The sequence below is a fragment of the Larkinella punicea genome, assembly GCF_003334855.1.
Lineage (GTDB): Bacteria > Bacteroidota > Bacteroidia > Cytophagales > Spirosomataceae > Larkinella > Larkinella punicea.
Genome location: NZ_QOWE01000023.1, coordinates 93,070 through 113,172, shown reverse-complemented (window position 1 = coordinate 113,172; position 20,103 = coordinate 93,070). Strand labels below are relative to the sequence as shown.

Sequence of the window (20,103 nt, the reverse complement as noted above, 5' to 3'; positions counted from 1 at the left end):
AAAATGAGCCAAATTGCGCCAGATACCCTACTTAAATTTGGACACCGGGAATTCCAGAAAAAAATGAGCCATGAAGTCACATCACTGACAACAGCGGAAAGCCAATGGGTCTATGGCTGGCGCAGAACACTACTGCTAATAACGCTGTTGCTGGTAAGCATTTTCAGTCAGATCGACCGGATTCTACCCTTTATCCTGGCCGAGTCCATCAAAGCGGATTTGGGGCTGAGTGATACCCAGCTTGGACTCATTACGGGCATGGCATTTTCGATTTGTTATTCACTCGCGTCGTTGCCTCTTGCGCGTTTTTCTGATCACGGCTGGGCCAAGCAGGTTTTGGTAGGCTGTATCCTTATTTGGAGTGCCATGACCGGTTTAGGCGGTTTAGCAACCGGATTTGCGGCTCTGGCGCTTTCTCGGATTGGGGTAGCCCTTGGGGAAGCCGGAGGAACTCCTGCCAGCCACGCCCTGATCGTCCACAAAATTCCGGAACAACTCCATGGGCGTGCCATCGGATTATACGCTATGGGGATTCCTTTGGGGACGATGTTGGGATTCGCCCTGGGCGGATGGGCAAGCGACAACGTTGGCTGGCGCAATGCGCTTTTTGGGGCAGGCACTTTCGGTGGGTTGGTGGTGATTCTGGTTCTACTTTTTACCGAAAAGAATAACGTGATAAAGCGCGATGCAGGTGAAGACTTTTTTAGATCGGCCCGCACTTTGTTGTCAAAACCGGCATTCTTTTGGCTCTTCATCGCCACGAATCTCCTGGGATTCGCATCCGCTCCTTTTTACACATTTGCCGCTCCCTTTTTGATCCGAACGCATGGGCTGACGGCGAGCGAAGTCGGTATTTCGTTCGGGCTCCTGCAGGGATTAATGGGTATTGCCGGGACACTCCTCGGAGGCAGGCTGTTTGATAGGGCTGTAAACCGTGGGAGCCTTACGTTGCTGAACCCGCCTGCCATTGTTTTCGGCCTGTCAGCCATAACGACCCTGGCGGGACTGTTCGCACCGGTAAGCTGGATGTCTATTGCCCTGTTTGTGCCCGGCATGTTTTCATTCGCATTCCTGTTGCCATACGGTTTTGGAGCCGGGCATCTGGTTGCGGGGCCCGGAAAACAAGCCCTGGCTTCAGGGTTATTGATGTTGGGTTCAGGGCTGTTTTCAGCAACCTTATCCCCGCTTTTAGTTGGCATGATCAGTGACGCAGCAACAGCAACAGGGGTTGAGAATGGTTTACAAGCAGGCCTGCTGGTAGCACCTGTTTTCATTCTGTTTACGGCTGCTGCCTGTTTCGTAGTAAGCAGGCGGTTAGCAGTATATCATAGTTGGCATTGATCCGGCTGAAATATCCCTTTTAATTTTAATCTTTAAAAAGATGAATAAACCCCTGATAAGAGTCAGTTCAATATCCCAGGCTCATAAAATGCGGGAATTGCCGCCACCCCTACATCCGCTCATCAGCATTGTAGAAACCAGCGAACTCAAAAGTACGCCGAATATTAGTGCGGTTCTCGATTTCTATATGATCTCCGTAAAGAGAAACTGCGATACGTTAGCCTATGGGCAACAGAAATACGATTTTGATGGCGGGGTGATGTCTTTCGTTGCACCCAACCAGATCATAAGTGGCCAGGAGCACGAACCCGATAATAAGCCCACAGGTTGGATTTTGTTGGTACACCCCGACTTTTTTTGGGGCACCCCGCTTGCAAAAAAAATAAAGAAGTATGACTATTTTGGGTACGCTGTAAATGAAGCTTTGTTTCTTTCAGAAAAGGAAGAATCGATCATTCATGCAATAGGAGAAAACATCAAGCTAGAGTGTAATTCAAATATTGACAAATTTAGTCATGATATTATTATCTCGCATCTTGAAACGTTTCTGAATTATGCAGAACGCTTTTACCAACGTCAATTTCTGACAAGAAGAATAACAAATCATCAACTATTGGACCGATTGGAGAAGCTGCTTAATGACTACTTCAATAGCGATGATTTAGCGCAAAAAGGCTTACCGACCGTTCAGTACATCTCCGATAATCTGAATATTTCCAGCAAATACTTAGGCAGTATGTTGAAACAGCTTACAGGCCTGACAACCCAGCAACACATTCATGAAAAGTTAATTGATAAAGCAAAAGAAAAATTATCATTAACCGACCAATCCGTTAGCGATATTGCCTACGAACTAGGCTTCGAGCATTTGCAATCATTTAGTAAACTGTTCAAGGCAAAAACCAAACGCTCTCCGTTGGAATTCAGAGATTCCTTTAATTAATTATCCTACCCTTTGGTATTCTGTTTTATCAGTCCAGCCTTTTTTATTTCCGACACTTTGTTCTTGCTGTGTGCGTAAGTATAACGTGTAGCAGACGTATAAATCTATGAAATTCCCAAAGCAATATATTGCTTTACTGTCTACATTGATGATTGTATACTTGTATACAGTATTTAAACACCAAACGGAGAGCCCTAAAAAAGAATTTATTAAAACAGATGGTGTGCAGGAAAAAAAATATTACGAGAATTTAAAGAAAATTGATGCGCTGTTATTAAATTTAACTAAGGAAGCGATTGGCAATGAGGATGGTGCTATTATCCAAAATACATTTCTTGATTTAAGACAGGAATGGATATTCCAAGACGTTCTAGCCGAAACAACAAAAAGTAAAAAAATACAATCAGGACATTATCCATCTGACAGTTTAAAAACTATTTATCATTTGTTATTTCCGGAATACAATTACTCAAATAAAGAAAAATTAATCTCCGAGATTAAAAGAATCAAAAAGAGAATTTTAGAGCATTATAGATCCGCGAGTTAATCCGTGATAAATCCCATTTCTTTCTTGCGATGGCTGGTCGAAGCGACAGAAAAGCCCCTTATTTTTCGGCCAGTACAGGTACAATTACCTCGTTCCCTTTTACACTAAACGTATAAACTCCGGCTTTTTTGGCCCATTGTTTTACGACCGGCACGATGCGGGTTCTGCGCGGGCTTACTTTGTCGGATGAGTTGTGAATGTGGTATACATAATACAATTGCTTGTCTATCCCTTCAAACAGGTCACCATGGCCAGATCCATTCTCGCCAACGATAGAGCGATGCACGATGGGGTTGTTCTTATATTTTACCCAGGGCCCGTAGGGAGAATCGGCCACGGCATAGCCAATGGCATAATCGATGTTCTGGAAATGGTTGGCCGAATAAAACAGGTAATATTTATTTTTCAATTTTAGAACGGTTGGACCCTCCATAATGGGTGCTGATTTATAATTGGGCGTTGCCTCCCAGGGCTCCGTTTGGTCAAAACATCGTTTCAGGGTTTGGGGATTTATCTTGCCGGTTTTCATATCAAACTCGGCGACATACAGGTAATTGCCTTTATCGAAACGGACACAGTAGAGGTAATGTTTACCATCGGTATCCTTGAAAATATAGGAATCGATATTTTTCTCAGACCCATCAATCGGCCCAACTTCTTTCTGTCTGTAGGGGCCCAATAACGATTTTGACTCTGCCACTGCGGTTTGCTCATCGGCCGTATAGGTAAGATAATACGTGCCCTTCTCTTTGAGGATTTGTGGTGCCCAGAAGCCCCTGGTGCCGAAGGTGTGGTCGCCTTTGGTCAGGATCATACCCAGCGAATCGTTTGACCTGGCAGGTACTGCCCATGTTTTGAGATCCTTTGACTCTAAAAAGGCAAATCCCTGCGGCCCACCGCTCCCACCTTTAGACCCGGTAAGGTAATATTTGTCTCCCTCAACATACATGGTTACATCGGCAAAAAAAATCTCTCGCTTTGCCTGTGCTGATGCGTGCAATGCCGAGAATAAAAGGATTGAATAAATCAGAATTGATTTCATTTTTCAGGTTATAATTTTTTATCGATTAAACAAAGTTGTACCTCTAAAAGCAGTTGACATGACCTATCTAACCGTCAGTTAATGTCCTCGATCGCAGGAGCAAAAATCCTCCAGACAGATTAGCCGGTCATCATCCAGAGAATGACGGCTATCAAAACGTTCAACGATCAGGCTCACTTGCCGAAACATGGCCAGCCAAGTTGGAAGGACCTGGACGGAAGATGCTGTTACTGAAAGATTTCCCGCTGAAATACGACCGAAAAAACCTGCCAGGATTGTCTATTGGCGGTTCCGTTTTCAGCAACGTTCTTCTTCTTTTCAAGGCTTTCCCCGTTAGACAAAGTCGGGATTTCCATCCAAGCGTTCATCCCATTTTTGGCTTGGTTTACATCATTTTTCCATTCGGCTTCAACTACTTTCGTATGCTTGCCACAGGAAATGATTGCATCGCGGAATAACGCCTGAAAAGATGAAAACCGGGCATTGAATTCAATGCCTAAACAACACAAAGACCCCAATCTATTAACCTTTTTATCAACCGGATCATGATCGGAAGCTACCTCAAAACATCGGGACGCGGCCTAATGCGCAACAAGCTCTTCTCGTTCATCAATATGGTTGGCCTGGCCATCAGTATGTCCGTCGGATTATTGCTGATTGCGTTCGTGCTCGACCTGCATTCGTACGACCGGTTCCATAAAAACGGGGAAAGAATCTATCGCATCACCAGCGTACTCACTGAAAACCGTGAACAAAGCCGATCGCGGCCCGACCGTTCGCGGCCGGGCGACAAGTTTGCAACCACATCCATAAAAACCGGAAAGCTGATCCGGCAGAAAGTGACCGGCATCGACGAAGTGGCGATTGTGCGCAACGACTTTTCGCAGGACGCGAAGATTGGCTCCGCGATTGTTCCCATCAAGGGCTTCTGGGCAGATCCGTCACTGTTCAAAGTCTTTACATTTCCGATGCTGGAAGGCAATCCCGAAACGGCGCTGAAAAATCCTTACTCGATCGTTCTGACGGAGACGGCAGCCAAAAAGTTATTCGGCAACCAATCGGCGCTTGGCAAAGCCATCCGATTCGATACACTCGATTACCAGGTGACCGGTGTCATGAAGGACGTTCCCTTTTTTTCGCACATCAACTTCGAAGCCTTGGTATCGCTGTCGACGGCCGAGCAGCTCAACAGGCACAACGACAGCTTCTACAACTGGACAAACATGTCGTCGAACTACGTATACCTCCGGCTGGCTCCAACGGCCGACCCCGCTTCCATCCAGTCGCAGCTCGACGCCCTCGCAAAGGAGGAAAACCGCGCCGAAAAAAAGACAACGATTCAACTCGAGTTGCTTCCTTTATACCAGATTGTGGTCGGAGAGTCGCTCAGTCGCTCCGAAGGAGGGCCTGGCTCCCTAGGCCCTCACATGCCTCCGGTTGTGCTTTGGATACTCGGCGGGCTGGCTCTCGTGGTGATCCTGTCGGCGTGTTTCAACTACACCAACCTCTCGATGGCACGAGCCATGCGACGCTTTAAAGAAGTAGGTATTCGCAAAGCGATCGGTGCCGGAAAGAGCCAGGTATGGCAACAGTTTCTGGTAGAAGCGATCCTGATCTCCCTGGCAGCCCTTCTTCTTTCGTTCTTTATTTTTCTCGTATTGCGGCCGCTGCTGATCAATCTGGCTCCGGAGATGCAGGCCACGGTAAAACTTGAGCTTACTCCTTCGATGATCGTGGCTTTTATTGTCTTTTCGGTTACCGTTGGTGTGATTGCCGGTTTCATGCCCGCCCTATTCTTTTCAAAAGTCAGCGCGATCAATGCGCTCAGGAATGTAGCCTCGGTGAAACTATTGAAACACGTCACACTGGGGGCCGCGCTCGGTCGACGCGCTTTGGTGGTGATTCAATACACACTCACCCTGATCTTTATCACAACAACCGCCGTTGGCTATGTGCAGTATAAAAATATACTGGCATTCGACCTGGGATTCAACACGGAAAACATCCTGAACATTACGATGCAGGGGAACAAACCCGATGGGTTTCTGAAGGAACTGAGCGAGATGCCGGAAGTAACCGCAGTGTCCCGGTCGTTAATCATTACCAGCGTTGGGAATGCCTGGGGCGGTTTTATGAAATACAACGATTCGCGTGACTCCGCCTTGATCATGACCAACCACGTCGACGAAAACTACTTGTCGCTGCATGAATACAAGCTCATTGCCGGGGGAAATTTTAAAGCCCGACCCACTACAGCCGAAGCCGTCACGGAGGTGATCGTGAACCAGCAACTGCTAAAAAGATTTAACATTGGTAACAACGACCCCGAGAAAGCAATCGGGAAGGAGATCACATTTACCCGTTTCAAATTGCATGGACGCAGGATGAACATTGTTGGCGTGATGAAAGATTTTCACTACGGCAAGGTCGACAACCTCGTCGGACCGGTGGCCTTCATGCCCTGGACACCTGAAGACCGGGCGGTCATTAATGTTAAAATACAAAGCACGGACCTGCTGGCGACCAGGGCCAGAATCGAAGCCGCCTGGAAGAAGTTCGATCGGGTTCATCCTTTTCAGGCTGAATTCTATGACGAAGCCATAGAAGATGCCTACAGCGAATTTTCCATCCTGATCAAAATCATCGGTTTCCTTTCATTCCTCGCCATTTCGATCGCATCAATGGGATTGTTCGGGATGGTGGCCTATACAACCGAAACCAGGCTGAAAGAGATCAGCATCCGCAAAGTGATGGGCGCCACTTCCGGCAACCTGATCTACTTATTGAGCCGTGGTTTTCTCCTATTGCTGTCCATATCGGCTCTCATTGCGCTGCCCGTAACGTACTTTTTCTTCGAAAACGTCGTACTCACCAATTTCCCGTATCACACCCCCGTGCAAATCGTCGAGCTATTCGTTGGCTTGCTGGCGGTTTTACTGATTGCCTTCATCATGATCGGATCACAGACGATGACGGCGGCAAGGCGTAATCCGGCGAAAGTTCTGAGGAGTGAATAAAAGAAAACCCACGATCCTCCCCTACAAAAAAATAACCTAAAGCGTCCCTTTCGGCACACTTTAGGTTACAGAAAAAAGTTGCTCGGTTACTTAAAAGCGGAAACCGAGGTTAACAGCAAACGTCCGGCGCTTGGCATCGGCATCATCGAACACATTCTGAAAACCGTGGTTATACACCGCATCCAGTGTCAAAGGGCCCAGATTGATACCCGCTCCCAGCAGACCGTTCAGAATCGTGCGATTCAGATCGTCTTTCTCCAATTGAAAATTGTTGTCGCCAATGGCCACCAGCGAAGACAGTTCAGCCCCTGCCTGAACCCGCAAGCCCAGTGCGCTGCCAATTCGCAGACCGACATAGGCCGGAATTGCCAGAAAATGCTGGTCAATTTTGCCACGAATTTCACCGGAAACCGATCCCGGCGTGGTGCCTTGACCCGTCCGGATCAAATCGGTGGTTGAATTCCGGTATTCAAGGCCAATTTGTCCAAAAACCGTTCCGCCCGTACGACCGTAAAGGCCGGCCTGCCAACCAACCCGGTAGGCGTCAGAGGGAATGGGTTCGTTCATAAAACGGGAAAAGTTCACCCCCGCATAGATTCCGAATTTACCATCTTTCCCCGCCGGTCTGTCCGCCTTATTCCGGTTGTTGCGACTCATCTGGTCGTCCGTCGATGAAGTGGTCGTCGTGGTCGTGGTCACGGTATTGGCACTGTTCGCAGCGGGAGTCGTTGAGTAGGTCGTACCGGTTGTCTGCGTTGCATTATTATCCGTCGACACGGTGCTTGGCGTCGTAGAATAGGTCGTACCGGTTGCCCGGGTCGTGTCGGTTGCCGGTGCGCTATAGGTCGATGTGCTCGTTGTAGACGTCGTGTTGGTAGTGTTCTGACCAATCGCCAGTTGCGCCCCCAAAAGGCAGCTTGCCATTAATGTGAATTGTGCTTTCATAACGGTTTGGATAACGTTGATTAATAGTAGGTGCAATATTCATTGCGCCTAATTAAACCGTGTTCGCATCAACAATGTTTTTCTACCTACACTTTAACCCGCAAATCCGGATAAGCAAACCACATTAATACCCACATAATCAACAACTTACAAATTATAACATTGTTTTGGTAAAAAAAATTACAGGGTAAAATTTGTACAAGACACTCGCTTTGCCGGGCCAAACGTTCTTTTTATTAAATAGAGCACCGGTATTCGGCCCCAAAGACAAAGCCGGTATCAGAAAATCCGGCGCAGTTCTGATTCCCGAAAAGGTTTAATACTTTTGTTGCATAAACCCATACTTCATGAAACGACGTACCGCCTTAAAAAGCCTGATGATGGCAACGGGGAGTCTGGTGACGCTACCCGCCTGGGCTACCGGCTGGACGCCCGAAACCGTTGGTCAGACCACGTTTGCCTCCCGCGCCGAAGAAACGATGCTGGCCGAACTGGTCGAGACGTTCATTCCCGAAACCACCACGCCCGGCGCCAAATCCCTGAAAGTGCATCAGTTCGTCATGCGCATGATCAATGATTGTTACGATCAACCGGCGCAGGAACTCTTGAAAACCGGACTGGCCAAAACCGACCAGTTTGCCCAGCAGACCTACAGCAAACCGTTTACGGCCTGCGACGCCACCCAACGCACCGACCTCCTGCGGCAACTCAGCGCGGCAGTCGAACCGGAAACGCAACAATTCACCAATCTGATCAAAGGCCTGACCATCCGGGGGTATACCAACTCGGAATATTACCTCGTCAACGTCCGGAAATACGTCATGGCACCCGGTTTTTATCACGGCTGCGTAGACCTTATCAACAACTGACCCTTCCTCTCCTATGTCATACTTCAATATCGATTCGGTAAAAGACCGCACCTACGATGCCATTGTCATCGGCTCCGGCATCAGTGGCGGCTGGGCGGCTAAAGAACTGTGCGACAAAGGCCTGCGCACGCTGGTGCTGGAACGCGGCCGCGACGTCAAACACGTGACCGACTACCCCACCACGATGATGAATCCGTGGGAATTTGAACACGCAGGACAGATTCCGAAGGCGCTGAAAGATGCCAATCCGATTGCCAGCCGCTGCTATGCCTTCAACGAAGACGCGGCCCATTTTTTTGTCAAAGACGCCGAACACCCTTATGTTCAGGAAAAACCGTTCGACTGGATTCGGGGCTATCAGGTCGGCGGGAAGTCGCTGATGTGGGCGCGCGGTACCCAACGCTGGTCGCAATATGATTTCGAAGGTCCCGCCCGCGACGGTTTTGCGGTGGAATGGCCCATCAGCTATGCCGACATTGCGCCCTGGTACAGCCACGTAGAGCGGTTTATTGGGGTGGCCGGCAACAAAGACGGTCTGGCGCAATTGCCGGACGGCGAATTCCTCCCTCCCCACGAGCAGTCGTGCGTGGAAAAACACTTCACCGATCAGATGGCAACGCATTACAAAGGCGCGCGACCCATCATCATCGGCCGGTGTGCGCACCTGACCCAGCCCAAGGAAATTCACCTGAAGCAGGGACGCGGACAGTGTCAGAACCGGAATCTTTGCCAGCGGGGCTGTCCTTTCGGCGGGTATTTCAGCAGCAACTCGTCGACGCTGCCCTGGGCCGCCAAAACCGGCAAAATGACGCTCCGACCCGATTCAGTGGTCCATTCGATTCTGGTTGACGGCAAGAAGAACAAGGCGACGGGCGTGCGCGTGATCGATGCCAACACCAAACAGGAGACGGAGTATTTTGCCAAAATCATCTTCGTCAACGCAGCTTGTCTGAACTCCAACCTGATTCTGCTGAATTCCAAATCCAGCCGGTTTCCGAACGGTTTGGGGAATGACAACGGTTTGCTGGGCAAATACATGGCTTTCCACAATTTCCGAACAACCATCTCGGCAGAATACGAAGGCTTGCTCGACAAAACCACCGACGGTATCCGGCCCAATGGCAGCTACATTCCGCGTTTCCGCAACGTCTTCAAGCAGGAAACCGACTTTCTGCGGGGCTATGCCGCCGGTTTCAGCGGCAGCCGGATTACCAGCAACGACACCGCTGGCATCGGTGAAGAACTGAAGGCAGGTTTGTTCAACCGGAAATACGGCAACTGGCGCGTCGGCTCGCACATGATGGGCGAGACCATTCCCAAAGAAGAAAGTTTTGTGGCACTCGATTCGGAGTTGAAAGACGCCTGGGGCATTCCGCAACTGCGGGTGTCGGTAGGTTACGACGACAACGACGAAAAGATGATCCGGGATTTCCACGAGCAAATGTCCGAAATGCTGACGCTGGCCGGTTTCACCAACATCCAGACCCACGACAAACCCGACAAAGCCCCCGGCCTCGACATTCACGAAATGGGCGGTGTGCGGATGGGCAAAGACCCAAAAACGTCGCTGCTCAACAAGTGGAACCAGTTTCACACCTGCAAGAACGTCTTCGTCACCGACGGCGCCTGCATGACCTCTACCTCCACCCAAAACCCGTCGTTGACCTTCATGGCCATCACGGCTCGGGCAGCCAATCATGCGGTGAGTGAGTTGAAGAAGGGGAATTTGTAGGGAAATGGGTGGTAGGGAACAGTTAGTCTACCACCTTTTTTTTAGAATTTTAAATGTTTGAACAAGCATTTAAATATCCTATAGAGACACATAACTAAAGACATCGATAAAAAACCACCGCAATCAGTAAATCATCCCGTAGGGATACAACAGCCAAAGGCGTCTGTAGAAAAAAAACATTCCCATCATTTATCATCCCGTAGGGATACAACAGACGAAGGCGTCGGTAGAAACAACCACCCCCGCAATCAGTAGATCCTCCCGTAGGGATGCAACAGACGAAGGCGTCGGTAGAAACAAAAACATTCCCATCATTTATCATCCCGTAGGGATACAACAGCCGAAGGCGTCGGTAGAAACAAAAACATTCCCATCATTTATCATCCCGTAGGGATACAACAGCCGAAGGCGTCGGTAGAAACAATTGTCCCCGCTCCGCCCGGTGTCCCGTAGGGACAAAACTTTTACACCACCATGCCAAACACCTACACCCAAATTCACCTGCATTTGGTCTTTGCGGTGAAACACCGAACCGCCGTCATTTCGCCATCGTGGAAATACAAACTATACCATTATATGACGGGCATCATCCACAACCATACGCACAAACTCCTCGCCATCAACGGCATGCCCGATCACGTTCACCTGTTAATGGGGATGCGCCCGACTCAATCATTATCCAATTTGATGCAGCAACTCAAACAGGACTCGTCAAAATGGATCAATGAAAACCGCCTGACGGCCAACCGATTTGCCTGGCAGGAAGGTTACGGCGCATTTTCGTACGGCAAAAGCCAGCTACCCGCCGTCATTCACTACATTGAAAACCAGGAAGAACACCACCGAACCCGAACGTTTTTAGACGAATACCGCCGATTTTTGGATGCGTTCGACGTCGACTATGACGAACGGTATTTGTTCAAGCCGTTAGAATGAGAATTCACCCCAAAGTAATAACCAGGAACGAGCCCAACCATTTGTCCCGAAGGGACGTAACAGCGCAGCGTCGGTAGCAACGCCGATTCTCCCAACGCTCCCGCGTGCCGTGAGGCACGCAACAAATTCCCATCAATCAGCCGGTTGTGTGCCTGACGGCACACGGGGAGGACGGGGAATAACCGAATCGGCTACCGACGCTACGCTGTTCAGCGCCTGACGGCGCAAAAAAGCGGCACAACAGTCCCGGCTTTTCGATAGATTTATCCTGCTATAATTTACCTTGACAATAACGCCACGGATCGACCCCTAATATGAAAAATACTGATTCATAGTTTCCTCGCCTGCTAGTTGGTTTACCACTGTGGAATTTAGTTCCTAGTACAAATGTCTTCTTAGAATAGGCGATTCAACATTGGTCTGTTAGTAGTCTACGGTTTTTCAGGGGTTTATCACTACCCTAACCCTTTCCAAAAAAACAGGGGCCAGTTCCCAAAGAACCGCCCCCGCTTTCACCCAATAACAATTCCGAAACCTACTGCTTCGTATAATACGGATCTAAAAACAGATACCGCGCCCGGTTTTTCTCCGTCTCCAGGCGGGTGTTCACGTCAATTTGCATAAACTGCACGCTGTTGCCGCTGTTGATGGCGGGCCAGTTGGGTAACCCGGAACCGTTCGGATTCCCGGTTTTGACGAAATTAGCGAAATACTTCTGCATCACGTCGGACACTTTGTAATCATCGGGTGTCCAGGCGTAAACCTTGTTTTTCGGCAGGTTCCCCATCGCATATTCGATCTCGGCCGAATGGACCGCCCCCCGCGCGGGCGGCACTTTCACCGCATTGGCATCCGTCGACTTCACGACGCCACCCGCCAGACCGGGAGCGGCATTGCCCATTTCGGGTACCATCGCCGGACGCGGACGTGAATAATAATACCGGTACACCGGTTTACCACCGCCCGTTTTGCTCTGCAAATCCGCCCATTTCCAGGTGCTGTAGGCCAGAAAACGGTCGCCGGCCAGCGCCGTCGCCGATTCCAGCACTTCTTCTTCCGTCGAGCCGGGATACAGTTTCAACACCTCCTCGGCGCGGTCGTTGTAGAGTCGTTTCACGGCATTGGCATAGCCTTCGGGCGTCGGTTTTTCCTGTCCCAACACCGCCCGGGCGTTCATCTCCTCCGAATTCCAGCCCGCCAGCAGCGGCACCTGCGCCTGTTCGCCAGCGGCAAAAATTTCCATCGGCGGTTTCGGGAAGAAATACCCGTCCACCGTCGCGCTGAACCGGGGCGTGCCGGGTTTGCCCGTGGCTTCGAGCAGTTTTTCTGCCGGCATGGCCCGTAGATCCGCCAGGGAACTGGCGCCTACGCCCTTCGCAAAAGCCGCTCCGGCTTCTTCGCCTTTCGCCAGTGGAACCGGTGGCAACCCGCCCAGCAACGAACCGCTTTCGCCAATGGCTCCGGCAATCAGGCCTTTCGACAAAGGCGACGCCATCAGGCCGCTCACCGCAATCGACCCCGCCGACTCCCCGGCAATGGTCACCCGTTTGGGGTCACCGCCAAAAGCCGCAATGTTTTGCTGCACCCATCGCAAAGCCGCAGCCATGTCCAGATACGCATAATTCCCCGACGACTGATGGGCTGACTCTTTCGTCAACTCGGGATGCGCCATAAAACCAAACACGTCGAGCCGGTAGTTGACCGTCAGGGCCACCATGCCCTTGGTTGCCATGCTCTCGCCGTCGTAACGACCTTCCGAACCGTCACCCGCAATAAAACCGCCCCCGTAGAAATACACCAGAACCGGCAGTTTCTCCTTGTCCGACTTCGCGGGCGTCCACACGTTCAGGTACAGGCAATCCTCACTCATGCCATTCGACCGGAATCCCATATCGCCGAAAACCGCGCGTTGCATGGCCCGGGGTCCAAACTGAGTGGTTTTCCGGACGCCCTGCCAGTTTTTGACCGGCTGCGGTTCTTTCCAGCGTAACTCACCAACCGGCGGCTGGGCAAACGGAATGCCTTTAAAAGCCCGGATTCCACTGGGTTCAGTAATACCCTCGACCACGCCGTTGGCGGTTTTGGCTTGCGGGGGCGTCTTGTTCAATTGCGCATTTGCCATCTCGGCTACCTGAATCGTCAATACCGTCAGGATTAAAAAGGTTTTCATAGTGTTTCGTTTCGTATAAAAATGAGAACTTGCAAAGCATCCATCCAAAGCACACGACTTAGGAATAAGCGAATCTTTTATTGTCTCATTTTGTGAACAATAATAGAGATTTACGCCAACCTTTACAACGGCAGGGCGCAAAGACCTTGATTAGATCAACCCTGCATGGCTTCCATCCGCTTTGAACTCACCACCCCCGACGACGACCGACCGGTATTTATCTCCGGGCCGTTTTGCCAGTGGTATCCGGATGTGGAGCGGTTTCAACTGACGAAAACCGGGCCGGGGAAGTACTGCATCGAACTTCCCGCCGGACTTGCTCCGCTGGAATACAAATACACGCGCGGAAGCTGGGATTCGGTGGAACTAAGCGCGGCTGGCGAAGGCGTGCCGAACCGGGTTTCCCGTCGCCAGATCGGCACCCGCCGGGATATGGTTCCTCACTGGCGATGGTTTGGCCTGCCGTTCAATCCGGCTTTTCTGCCCAAAATCAGCCTGGTCAGCGACGCATTTGACGCTCCGCAACTCGATACGACGCGCCGGATTCGGGTGTTGCTGCCCCACGATTACAACACCTCCAACACCCATTACCCGGTTTTGTATTTGAACGACGGGCAAAATCTGTTTGGCGAAGGCTCGTCGTTTGGCAACTGGACCATCGACCAGAAACTGGCGATTCTGGCGCACCGGCATCATCAAAAAATCATCATCGTCGCCATCGACCACGGTGACAGCGAACGTGTTGCGGAATTTCTGCCCTACAACACCCGGCTGGCCGATGGAAAAGGACATCATTACCTCGACTTTATCGTTCACACGCTAAAACCGCACATCGACGCCCGGTATCGTACCTTGCCCGACCGAACTCACACCGGTATGGGCGGCAGTTCGATGGGCGGTTTAATTACCGTTTACGCCGGTTTGCTGCATCCGTCGACCTTCGGAAAGCTACTGGTTTTCTCGCCTTCGCTTTGGGCGGCTCCCAAAGTGTACGCCGACGCGCTGCGGTTTTATCATCCCGAACCAACGAAAGTGTATCTGTACGGCGGGAAACAGGAGTCGGCTTACATGGTTCCGGCCATGCAGCGTTTGCAGGAATCCTTGTTGCGGCAAAAAAGCAGCTCAAACCTGAAAATCCATCGATCCGTCGATCCAAAAGGAAAACACACCGAAAGCCGCTGGGGCCGGGAATTTCCACAGGCCGTAGAGTGGTTGTTTTTTTGATCGTTACCTTTGTTATTGTTCAAATACACCTAATCCCCTAAAGGGGACTTTAACATCCAGATTAACCGTGTTTTAGTCCCCTTTAGGGGATTAGGGGCATTATTCCTTACTATGCAAATCCAACTCACGACCACCCAGCCGCTGTCTGCCGACACGCTCATTCTACCGATTCAGCAAACCGATGATTTACCGGAAGTGCTGAACGCCCTGGCCAACCGGTTTAACCTGACACCGGCGGCTTTGCAGCACGATTTCAAAGCCGACTTCCGGGAAGTCCTTCTGCTCTATCAATCCGAAGGCCGAAAAACGTATCTGCTGGGTTTGGGAAAAGAACTCACGGCCATGATCTGGCTGCGGGCGTTTCGGGAGTTGTTTTTCCGCCAGAAAGACCGACTGACCCCAACCGTCGGCGTCGATCTGAGCGGTTTTGATGCCGATGTCATCGAAAGCGTGGTGCTGGGCATTCGCTGGGGTGGTTATGACCTGAAACTGCACAGTACGGATAAACCCAAAACCACTGAGTTTTATTCGGAAGAAGGAGTTCTGGAAATCTATATCGCTGATCAACAGCAGGGTATCGCCGAAGAAGTTCTCCATCGCGCAGAAGCCATTGCGGCCACGCATCGCCAGATGCTGGATCTGATGAATTCGCCGTCCAACTACAAAATTCCGCAAGTCCTGGCCGACTGGGCCATTGCTTCGGGCCGACAACACGGTTATTCGGTGACGGTTTTCGACAAGGCCGAAATCGAGCGACAAGGACTTTTGGCTCTGTTGAGCGTCAACAAAGGCAGCGAACATCCACCGGTTTTCATCATCGCGGAATACAAACCCGACAATCTACCGGACGCTAAAAAAGTGGGACTGGTGGGCAAAGGTGTTACGTTCGATACGGGCGGTATTTCTATCAAACCGTCGACCGGGATGCACCTGATGAAGAGCGACATGGGCGGGGCGGCAGCGGTTTTGGGAACGATGGAAATAGCCGCCAAACTCCGATTGCCGGTTCACCTCATCGGTATTATTCCGGCAACGGAAAACATGGTCGACGGCCACGCGACCAAACCCGGCGACGTCATTGGCTCCTACCTCGGAAAAACCATCGAAGTGATCGACACCGACGCAGAAGGCCGCATCATTCTGGCCGACGGCCTGGGTTACATGGTCCGTAATTTCCAACCCGACGTCCTGATCGACCTCGCAACGTTAACGGGCAGTGTCATCGGCACGCTGGGGTATCATGCCGCCGGTTTGTTCAGCAACAACGACGATTTGACCAGCCAACTCCTCAAATCCGCTACCCAAACCGGCGAACGGTTGTGGCCGCTGCCGCTCTGGGATGTCTACAAAGAAGACATTCTATCGGATGTGGCCGACCTGAAAAACTTCAGTGGAAAACCGCTGGCCGGTGCCATCAGTGCCGCCAAATTTCTGGAAGTCTTCACGGAAGCCCATCCCGCCTGGGCGCACCTGGACATCGCGGGCATGGCGTTCACCGATACAGAATTTGGAACGCAGAAGAACGCAACCGGTTTTGGGATTCGGCTGTTGATTGATTTTTTAAGAAATGGTTAATAATAGATGGTTTGATGGTTAAAATGGTTTTGATGGCTAAATTGTTAAAAATGGTTAGATTGGTAAGGGGCATCGTGAAAAAATAGCCCCGGATTAAAATCCGGGGAAAAGAAATCGCGAAATTGACGATGAACCGTTTCAACGGTTTAAGCGCTCCAAAACCGTTAAAACGGTTGATAAACCGGGCACTTCCATCACGCGCCCCACGGTTAAAACCGTGGGCTAATTATCAACCATTCAACCACCAAACAATCATTATAACCATTCAATCATCAACAACCATCCCATCTTCATGAGCCAGAAACTGTCCTTTCTCTGCATCTCAACGTATTTCAAAGGCGAAGCTTTCCTGAAAGCCTGCAAGGAAGCGGGCAACACCGTGTATCTGCTGACTTACGAGAAACTGGCCGATCATCCGTGGCCGCGGGAGGCTGTCGACGAATTCTTTTATTTGCCGTCGCAGGATAATTCGTCGCAGAATCTGGATGTGATGATTAACGGACTGGCGCATACGATGCGATCGCATCAAATCGATCGGGTGGTGGCGATGGATGATTTTGACGTTGAAAAAGCCGCCCTGGTGCGCGAAACGTTCCGTATTCCCGGTATGGGGCAAACCACAGCCCGGTTTTTTCGGGATAAACTGGCCATGCGGATGCGGGCGGCTGCCGATGGCATCCGGGTTCCGGCGTTCAGCAGTCTGTTTCACGACGAAACCATCACCGACTTTCTGCGAAATACGGAAGCGCCCTGGCTCATCAAACCGCGGGCCGAAGCATCGGCGACCGGGATCAGAAAAGTGCATTCGCTGGACGAAGCCTGGCAGGTGATTCACTCGCTGGGCGACCTGCGGCACACGTTTTTGATCGAGCAGTTCAAACCGGGTCGCGTTTTTCACGTCGATTCGCTGTCGCAAAATGGGAAAACGATTTTCACCCGCGCCAGTCAATATCTGGCTACGCCGATGGACGTGGCCCACGGCGGGGGCGTTTTCCGAACGGCTATTTTACCCTTTGACTCCGACGAAGCCCAGAGTCTGTATGAACTGAATGATGCGGTTTTGAAAGCATTTCGGATGCAGTCGAGTGCCTCGCATTCTGAATACATCCGGGGTGATCACGATGGGGAATATTATTTTCTGGAAACGTCGTCGCGCGTGGGTGGGGCCAACATTGCCGAACTGGTCGAAATCTCGTCGGGCGTCAACCTTTGGGCCGAATGGGCTAAACTCGAATCTGCCATGGCGCGGGATAAACCGTATGAATTACCGGACGTTCAACACCACTATGCCGGGCTGATTATTTCGCTCGCCCGCCAGCCGTGGCCCAACACCGACGGTTTTACGGACAGCGAAATCCAGTGGCGCATGAACAAGGAACACCACGTCGGTTTCATCGTCCAATCGCCCAACCGCGAGCGGGTTTTGCAACTCCTCGACAACTACATGGCAAGGATTTATCAGGAATACCACGCGTCGGCGCCCGTTCCCGACAAACCGACGAATTAATCCTCCTGAAACTTGTGCATTTCAATGCCAATGGATTCCATTAATTGGCTGGCGTTGAAGCTCCGGCAAACGCCGGTTTGCAACTGGTAATCGAAGTGCAGTTTTCCATCGATCACGTCGGACCGAAAACTGTAATTGTGGACAAACGGGTGCGCGGCCGCCAGTTCGCCCAGCTCGACATCGTGGGTGGACACAAAACCGGAGGCCGAGGTTTCGTGCAGTTGGAGAATCAACGCCCGCGCCCCCCGGTGGCGGTCGGCGGAGTTGGTGCCTTTCAGAATTTCGTCCAGAAAATATAAAACCGGCCAGTTGGACGTTTGGCGCGTTCGGTCGATGAGCGTTTTCAGGCGTTTCAGTTCGGCGTAGAACGACGAGGTATTTTCTTCCAGCGAATCCTGCGTCCGCATGCTCGTAAACACCTGCACCGGTGAACAAATCAGCTTTTCTGCCGCCACCACCGAACCCGCCAGGGCCAGCACGACGTTGGTGCCAATCGTCCGGAGAAACGTGCTTTTCCCCGACATGTTCGAACCGGTAATCAGAATCGTTTGCCCGTTCCCGTCGATTTTCAGCGAGTTGGCAACGCCTTTGTTGGCCATCAACATCGGATGCCGGGCCTGCTGCGCATCGAGTTGCAGCGATTCCTCTCTAAACTCCGGAACGGCGTATTCAGGATGGGCGTAGGCCAGACCCGCCAGGCTGTTCAAGGCTTCGGCTTCGGCCAGTGCATCGAGCCAATCGTTCAGGTGTGGGCCGTAGGTGCGCTGCCAGCGGTCGAGGGCCTGCAAATAGTGAATATCCCAAAGGGTAAAAATACCGACGAGCAGAAAGAAATACGGATTCCGGCGAAAATTGAGGTTCTCCACCAATTGGCTCAGCTTGCCAATGGCAGCCGCTGCCGACCGGTTTTCAAGATTCGTCACGGCCTGCAACCGGTGCAAAATAGCCGATTCAAAGCGCGGATTTTCGAGGTGCTTCAACAAATCGTGGTACGTTTTCAGGGCCTGCGACATCGCAAAGGTCTGTTCGCTCACATTTTTCGCCAGTTCAGCCGCCTGCCCCAGCAACACCCCATGCACCAGCAGCGAAGCGGTGACGGCCCAGCCCGGCAAATAACCGGTCATCCAAAGCACCAGCAAGGTCAGCGTGATGGCAGGAAAAAGCCAGCGGGCGATGGTTAAATACACCGGCAGCGGTTCGGTCGGTTTGGTCGCCCAGTTTTTCAGGGCCTGCGGAGATTCGCCAACGGACGGATTGAGGTACGCCAAAGCCGCCAGTTCCTGTCGCCAGTCGAGCAGGGGCCGCAATTCGGCCACGGCATCCTGACGAAGCAATACCTCGTCGACGGGAACGGGCGACCGCAGATAAGCCGCCAGTTTACGGCTCCCTTCGTAGGTATACGTCCGGTTTAGCAATCGGAAAATGGAATGATTGCCGAAAATATCGAGATCACCGGCATAGGGATGGTTGGCGTCGGCAAACTCAAGGCCGGTTTCCGGGCGCAGGAATTTGCGCTCCAGCCGGGCGGTTTCGTCGCGGTTGATGAAGGCCAGCCAGCGGACGCGATCGCGTCGGCGCTGAACGGCCTGATGACGTTTCAACAACACCAGAAAACCGATAATGCCCACCAACCCAACGCCGATGGCCAGACCGTCATGCCCGCGATCCATTAAAAACCAGGCCAGAAAAGCCACGCCAACAAACCAGATTACCCGGATGATGGAAAGGCGGTTGTAGCCCGCACGGGCTTTCAGTTCTTCCTGTAAAAACCGGGTTTCACGTTCCGCAAAAATCGAATGGGGCATTACAACGCGATATTTTTATTACAAAGCGAACACACGCCCTGAATCAATAGATTGGTTTCTTTGCGACTATATCCGGAGGGTAAGCTGACCGCCGGAATCAGGGTATTTTCCAGACAGGTCGTTTGTCCACACTGTTCACACTTGAAGTGAACGTGGTCGTGGTGGTGGTGATCGTGGGCGCAGGCTTCGCGGCAGAGGGCGTATTTCAACCCGCCTTCGTCGTCCAGCACTTTGTGCAGAATGCCTTTGTCGACAAACGTTTTGAGCGTCCGGTAAATCGTCACCCGGTCGAAGTCGTCTTTCAGGCTTTCTTCAATATCGTGGTGCGCCAGGGCATAATTGGCGGTAAAGAACGTATCCAGAACCTCCTCCCGACAACTGGTATGCCGCAGGTGAAAGTCATTCAAAGTCTGTTTAATGGCAGTGTTCATACGCTTAAAAAGCCGGTGT

The 20,103-nt window shown here is 51.3% G+C and carries 16 protein-coding genes; 10 read left to right on the top strand and 6 right to left on the bottom strand.

Annotation, left to right across the window (positions count from 1 at the left end; translation table 11 throughout):
• Positions 1-3: 3 nt before the first annotated feature.
• The 3 genes from DUE52_RS24495 (at position 4) to DUE52_RS24485 (ending at position 2,831) form a co-directional block, all read left to right on the top strand.
• Positions 4-1,341, top strand: coding sequence for an MFS transporter (locus tag DUE52_RS24495; RefSeq protein ID WP_222930320.1), 1,338 nt, complete (start codon positions 4-6; stop codon positions 1,339-1,341).
• Between the two features lie 40 nt (positions 1,342-1,381).
• Positions 1,382-2,284, top strand: a complete 903-nt coding sequence (locus DUE52_RS24490; protein ID WP_114408709.1) for a helix-turn-helix domain-containing protein — start codon at positions 1,382-1,384, stop codon at positions 2,282-2,284.
• Positions 2,285-2,390: 106 nt separating this feature from the next.
• Complete coding sequence (locus DUE52_RS24485; protein WP_114408708.1) at positions 2,391-2,831, top strand: hypothetical protein; 441 nt, start codon at positions 2,391-2,393, stop codon at positions 2,829-2,831.
• Between the two features lie 58 nt (positions 2,832-2,889).
• Here DUE52_RS24485 and DUE52_RS24480 read toward each other — a convergent pair whose 3' ends face one another.
• Together DUE52_RS24480 and DUE52_RS32510 are read right to left on the bottom strand one after the other, a co-directional pair.
• Positions 2,890-3,873: a glycoside hydrolase family 43 protein gene (locus tag DUE52_RS24480; protein WP_114408707.1), complete on the bottom strand. Its 984-nt coding sequence runs from the start codon at positions 3,871-3,873 to the stop codon at positions 2,890-2,892.
• A 227-nt stretch (positions 3,874-4,100) separates the two neighbouring features.
• Positions 4,101-4,391, bottom strand: coding sequence for a hypothetical protein (locus DUE52_RS32510; protein ID WP_165841023.1), 291 nt, complete (start codon positions 4,389-4,391; stop codon positions 4,101-4,103).
• Positions 4,392-4,418: 27 nt separating this feature from the next.
• On the opposite strand from DUE52_RS32510, the gene DUE52_RS24470 reads away from it, so the two are divergent.
• Positions 4,419-6,890, top strand: a complete 2,472-nt coding sequence (locus DUE52_RS24470) for an ABC transporter permease (RefSeq protein ID WP_114408705.1) — start codon at positions 4,419-4,421, stop codon at positions 6,888-6,890.
• A 90-nt stretch (positions 6,891-6,980) separates the two neighbouring features.
• Here the strand turns inward: DUE52_RS24470 and DUE52_RS24465 are convergent, their stop codons facing one another.
• Positions 6,981-7,835 carry an outer membrane beta-barrel protein gene (locus DUE52_RS24465; protein WP_229312292.1) on the bottom strand — a complete coding sequence of 285 codons (855 nt, stop codon included), beginning with the start codon at positions 7,833-7,835 and terminating at the stop codon, positions 6,981-6,983.
• 347 nt (positions 7,836-8,182) lie between these two features.
• Between DUE52_RS24465 and DUE52_RS24460 the strand changes: the two genes are divergently transcribed.
• The 3 genes from DUE52_RS24460 to tnpA all read left to right on the top strand — a co-directional run bounded on the left by DUE52_RS24460 (position 8,183) and on the right by tnpA (position 11,372).
• On the top strand, positions 8,183-8,704 hold the full coding sequence (locus DUE52_RS24460; RefSeq protein ID WP_114408703.1) for a gluconate 2-dehydrogenase subunit 3 family protein: 522 nt from the start codon (positions 8,183-8,185) through the stop codon (positions 8,702-8,704).
• Positions 8,705-8,717: 13 nt separating this feature from the next.
• On the top strand, positions 8,718-10,436 hold the full coding sequence (locus DUE52_RS24455; protein ID WP_114408702.1) for a GMC oxidoreductase: 1,719 nt from the start codon (positions 8,718-8,720) through the stop codon (positions 10,434-10,436).
• Between the two features lie 474 nt (positions 10,437-10,910).
• Entirely contained in the window at positions 10,911-11,372 is a 462-nt protein-coding gene (gene tnpA, locus DUE52_RS24450) for an IS200/IS605 family transposase (protein WP_114408701.1), read from the top strand.
• Between the two features lie 535 nt (positions 11,373-11,907).
• Here the strand turns inward: tnpA and DUE52_RS24445 are convergent.
• Positions 11,908-13,542: a carboxylesterase/lipase family protein gene (locus DUE52_RS24445; protein WP_114408700.1), complete on the bottom strand. Its 1,635-nt coding sequence runs from the start codon at positions 13,540-13,542 to the stop codon at positions 11,908-11,910.
• Positions 13,543-13,707: 165 nt separating this feature from the next.
• Here DUE52_RS24445 and DUE52_RS24440 point away from each other — a divergent pair, with 165 nt between their 5' ends.
• From DUE52_RS24440 to DUE52_RS24430, 3 genes are all read left to right on the top strand, one after another.
• Positions 13,708-14,766 carry an alpha/beta hydrolase gene (locus DUE52_RS24440; RefSeq protein WP_114408699.1) on the top strand — a complete coding sequence of 353 codons (1,059 nt, stop codon included), beginning with the start codon at positions 13,708-13,710 and terminating at the stop codon, positions 14,764-14,766.
• A gap of 111 nt (positions 14,767-14,877) precedes the next feature.
• A complete protein-coding gene (locus tag DUE52_RS24435) occupies positions 14,878-16,341 on the top strand; it encodes a leucyl aminopeptidase family protein (RefSeq protein ID WP_114408698.1) in 1,464 nt (487 codons plus the stop codon).
• A gap of 292 nt (positions 16,342-16,633) precedes the next feature.
• Complete coding sequence (locus tag DUE52_RS24430) at positions 16,634-17,848, top strand: ATP-grasp domain-containing protein (RefSeq protein WP_114408697.1); 1,215 nt, start codon at positions 16,634-16,636, stop codon at positions 17,846-17,848.
• Here DUE52_RS24430 and DUE52_RS24425 read toward each other — a convergent pair.
• Positions 17,845-19,653: a MutS-related protein gene (locus DUE52_RS24425; RefSeq protein ID WP_114408696.1), complete on the bottom strand. Its 1,809-nt coding sequence runs from the start codon at positions 19,651-19,653 to the stop codon at positions 17,845-17,847. The genes DUE52_RS24430 and DUE52_RS24425 overlap by 4 nt on opposite strands.
• Positions 19,653-20,084, bottom strand: a complete 432-nt coding sequence (locus DUE52_RS24420; RefSeq protein ID WP_114408695.1) for a Fur family transcriptional regulator — start codon at positions 20,082-20,084, stop codon at positions 19,653-19,655. The genes DUE52_RS24425 and DUE52_RS24420 overlap by 1 nt, the downstream gene beginning before the upstream one ends.
• Positions 20,085-20,103 lie beyond the last annotated feature (19 nt).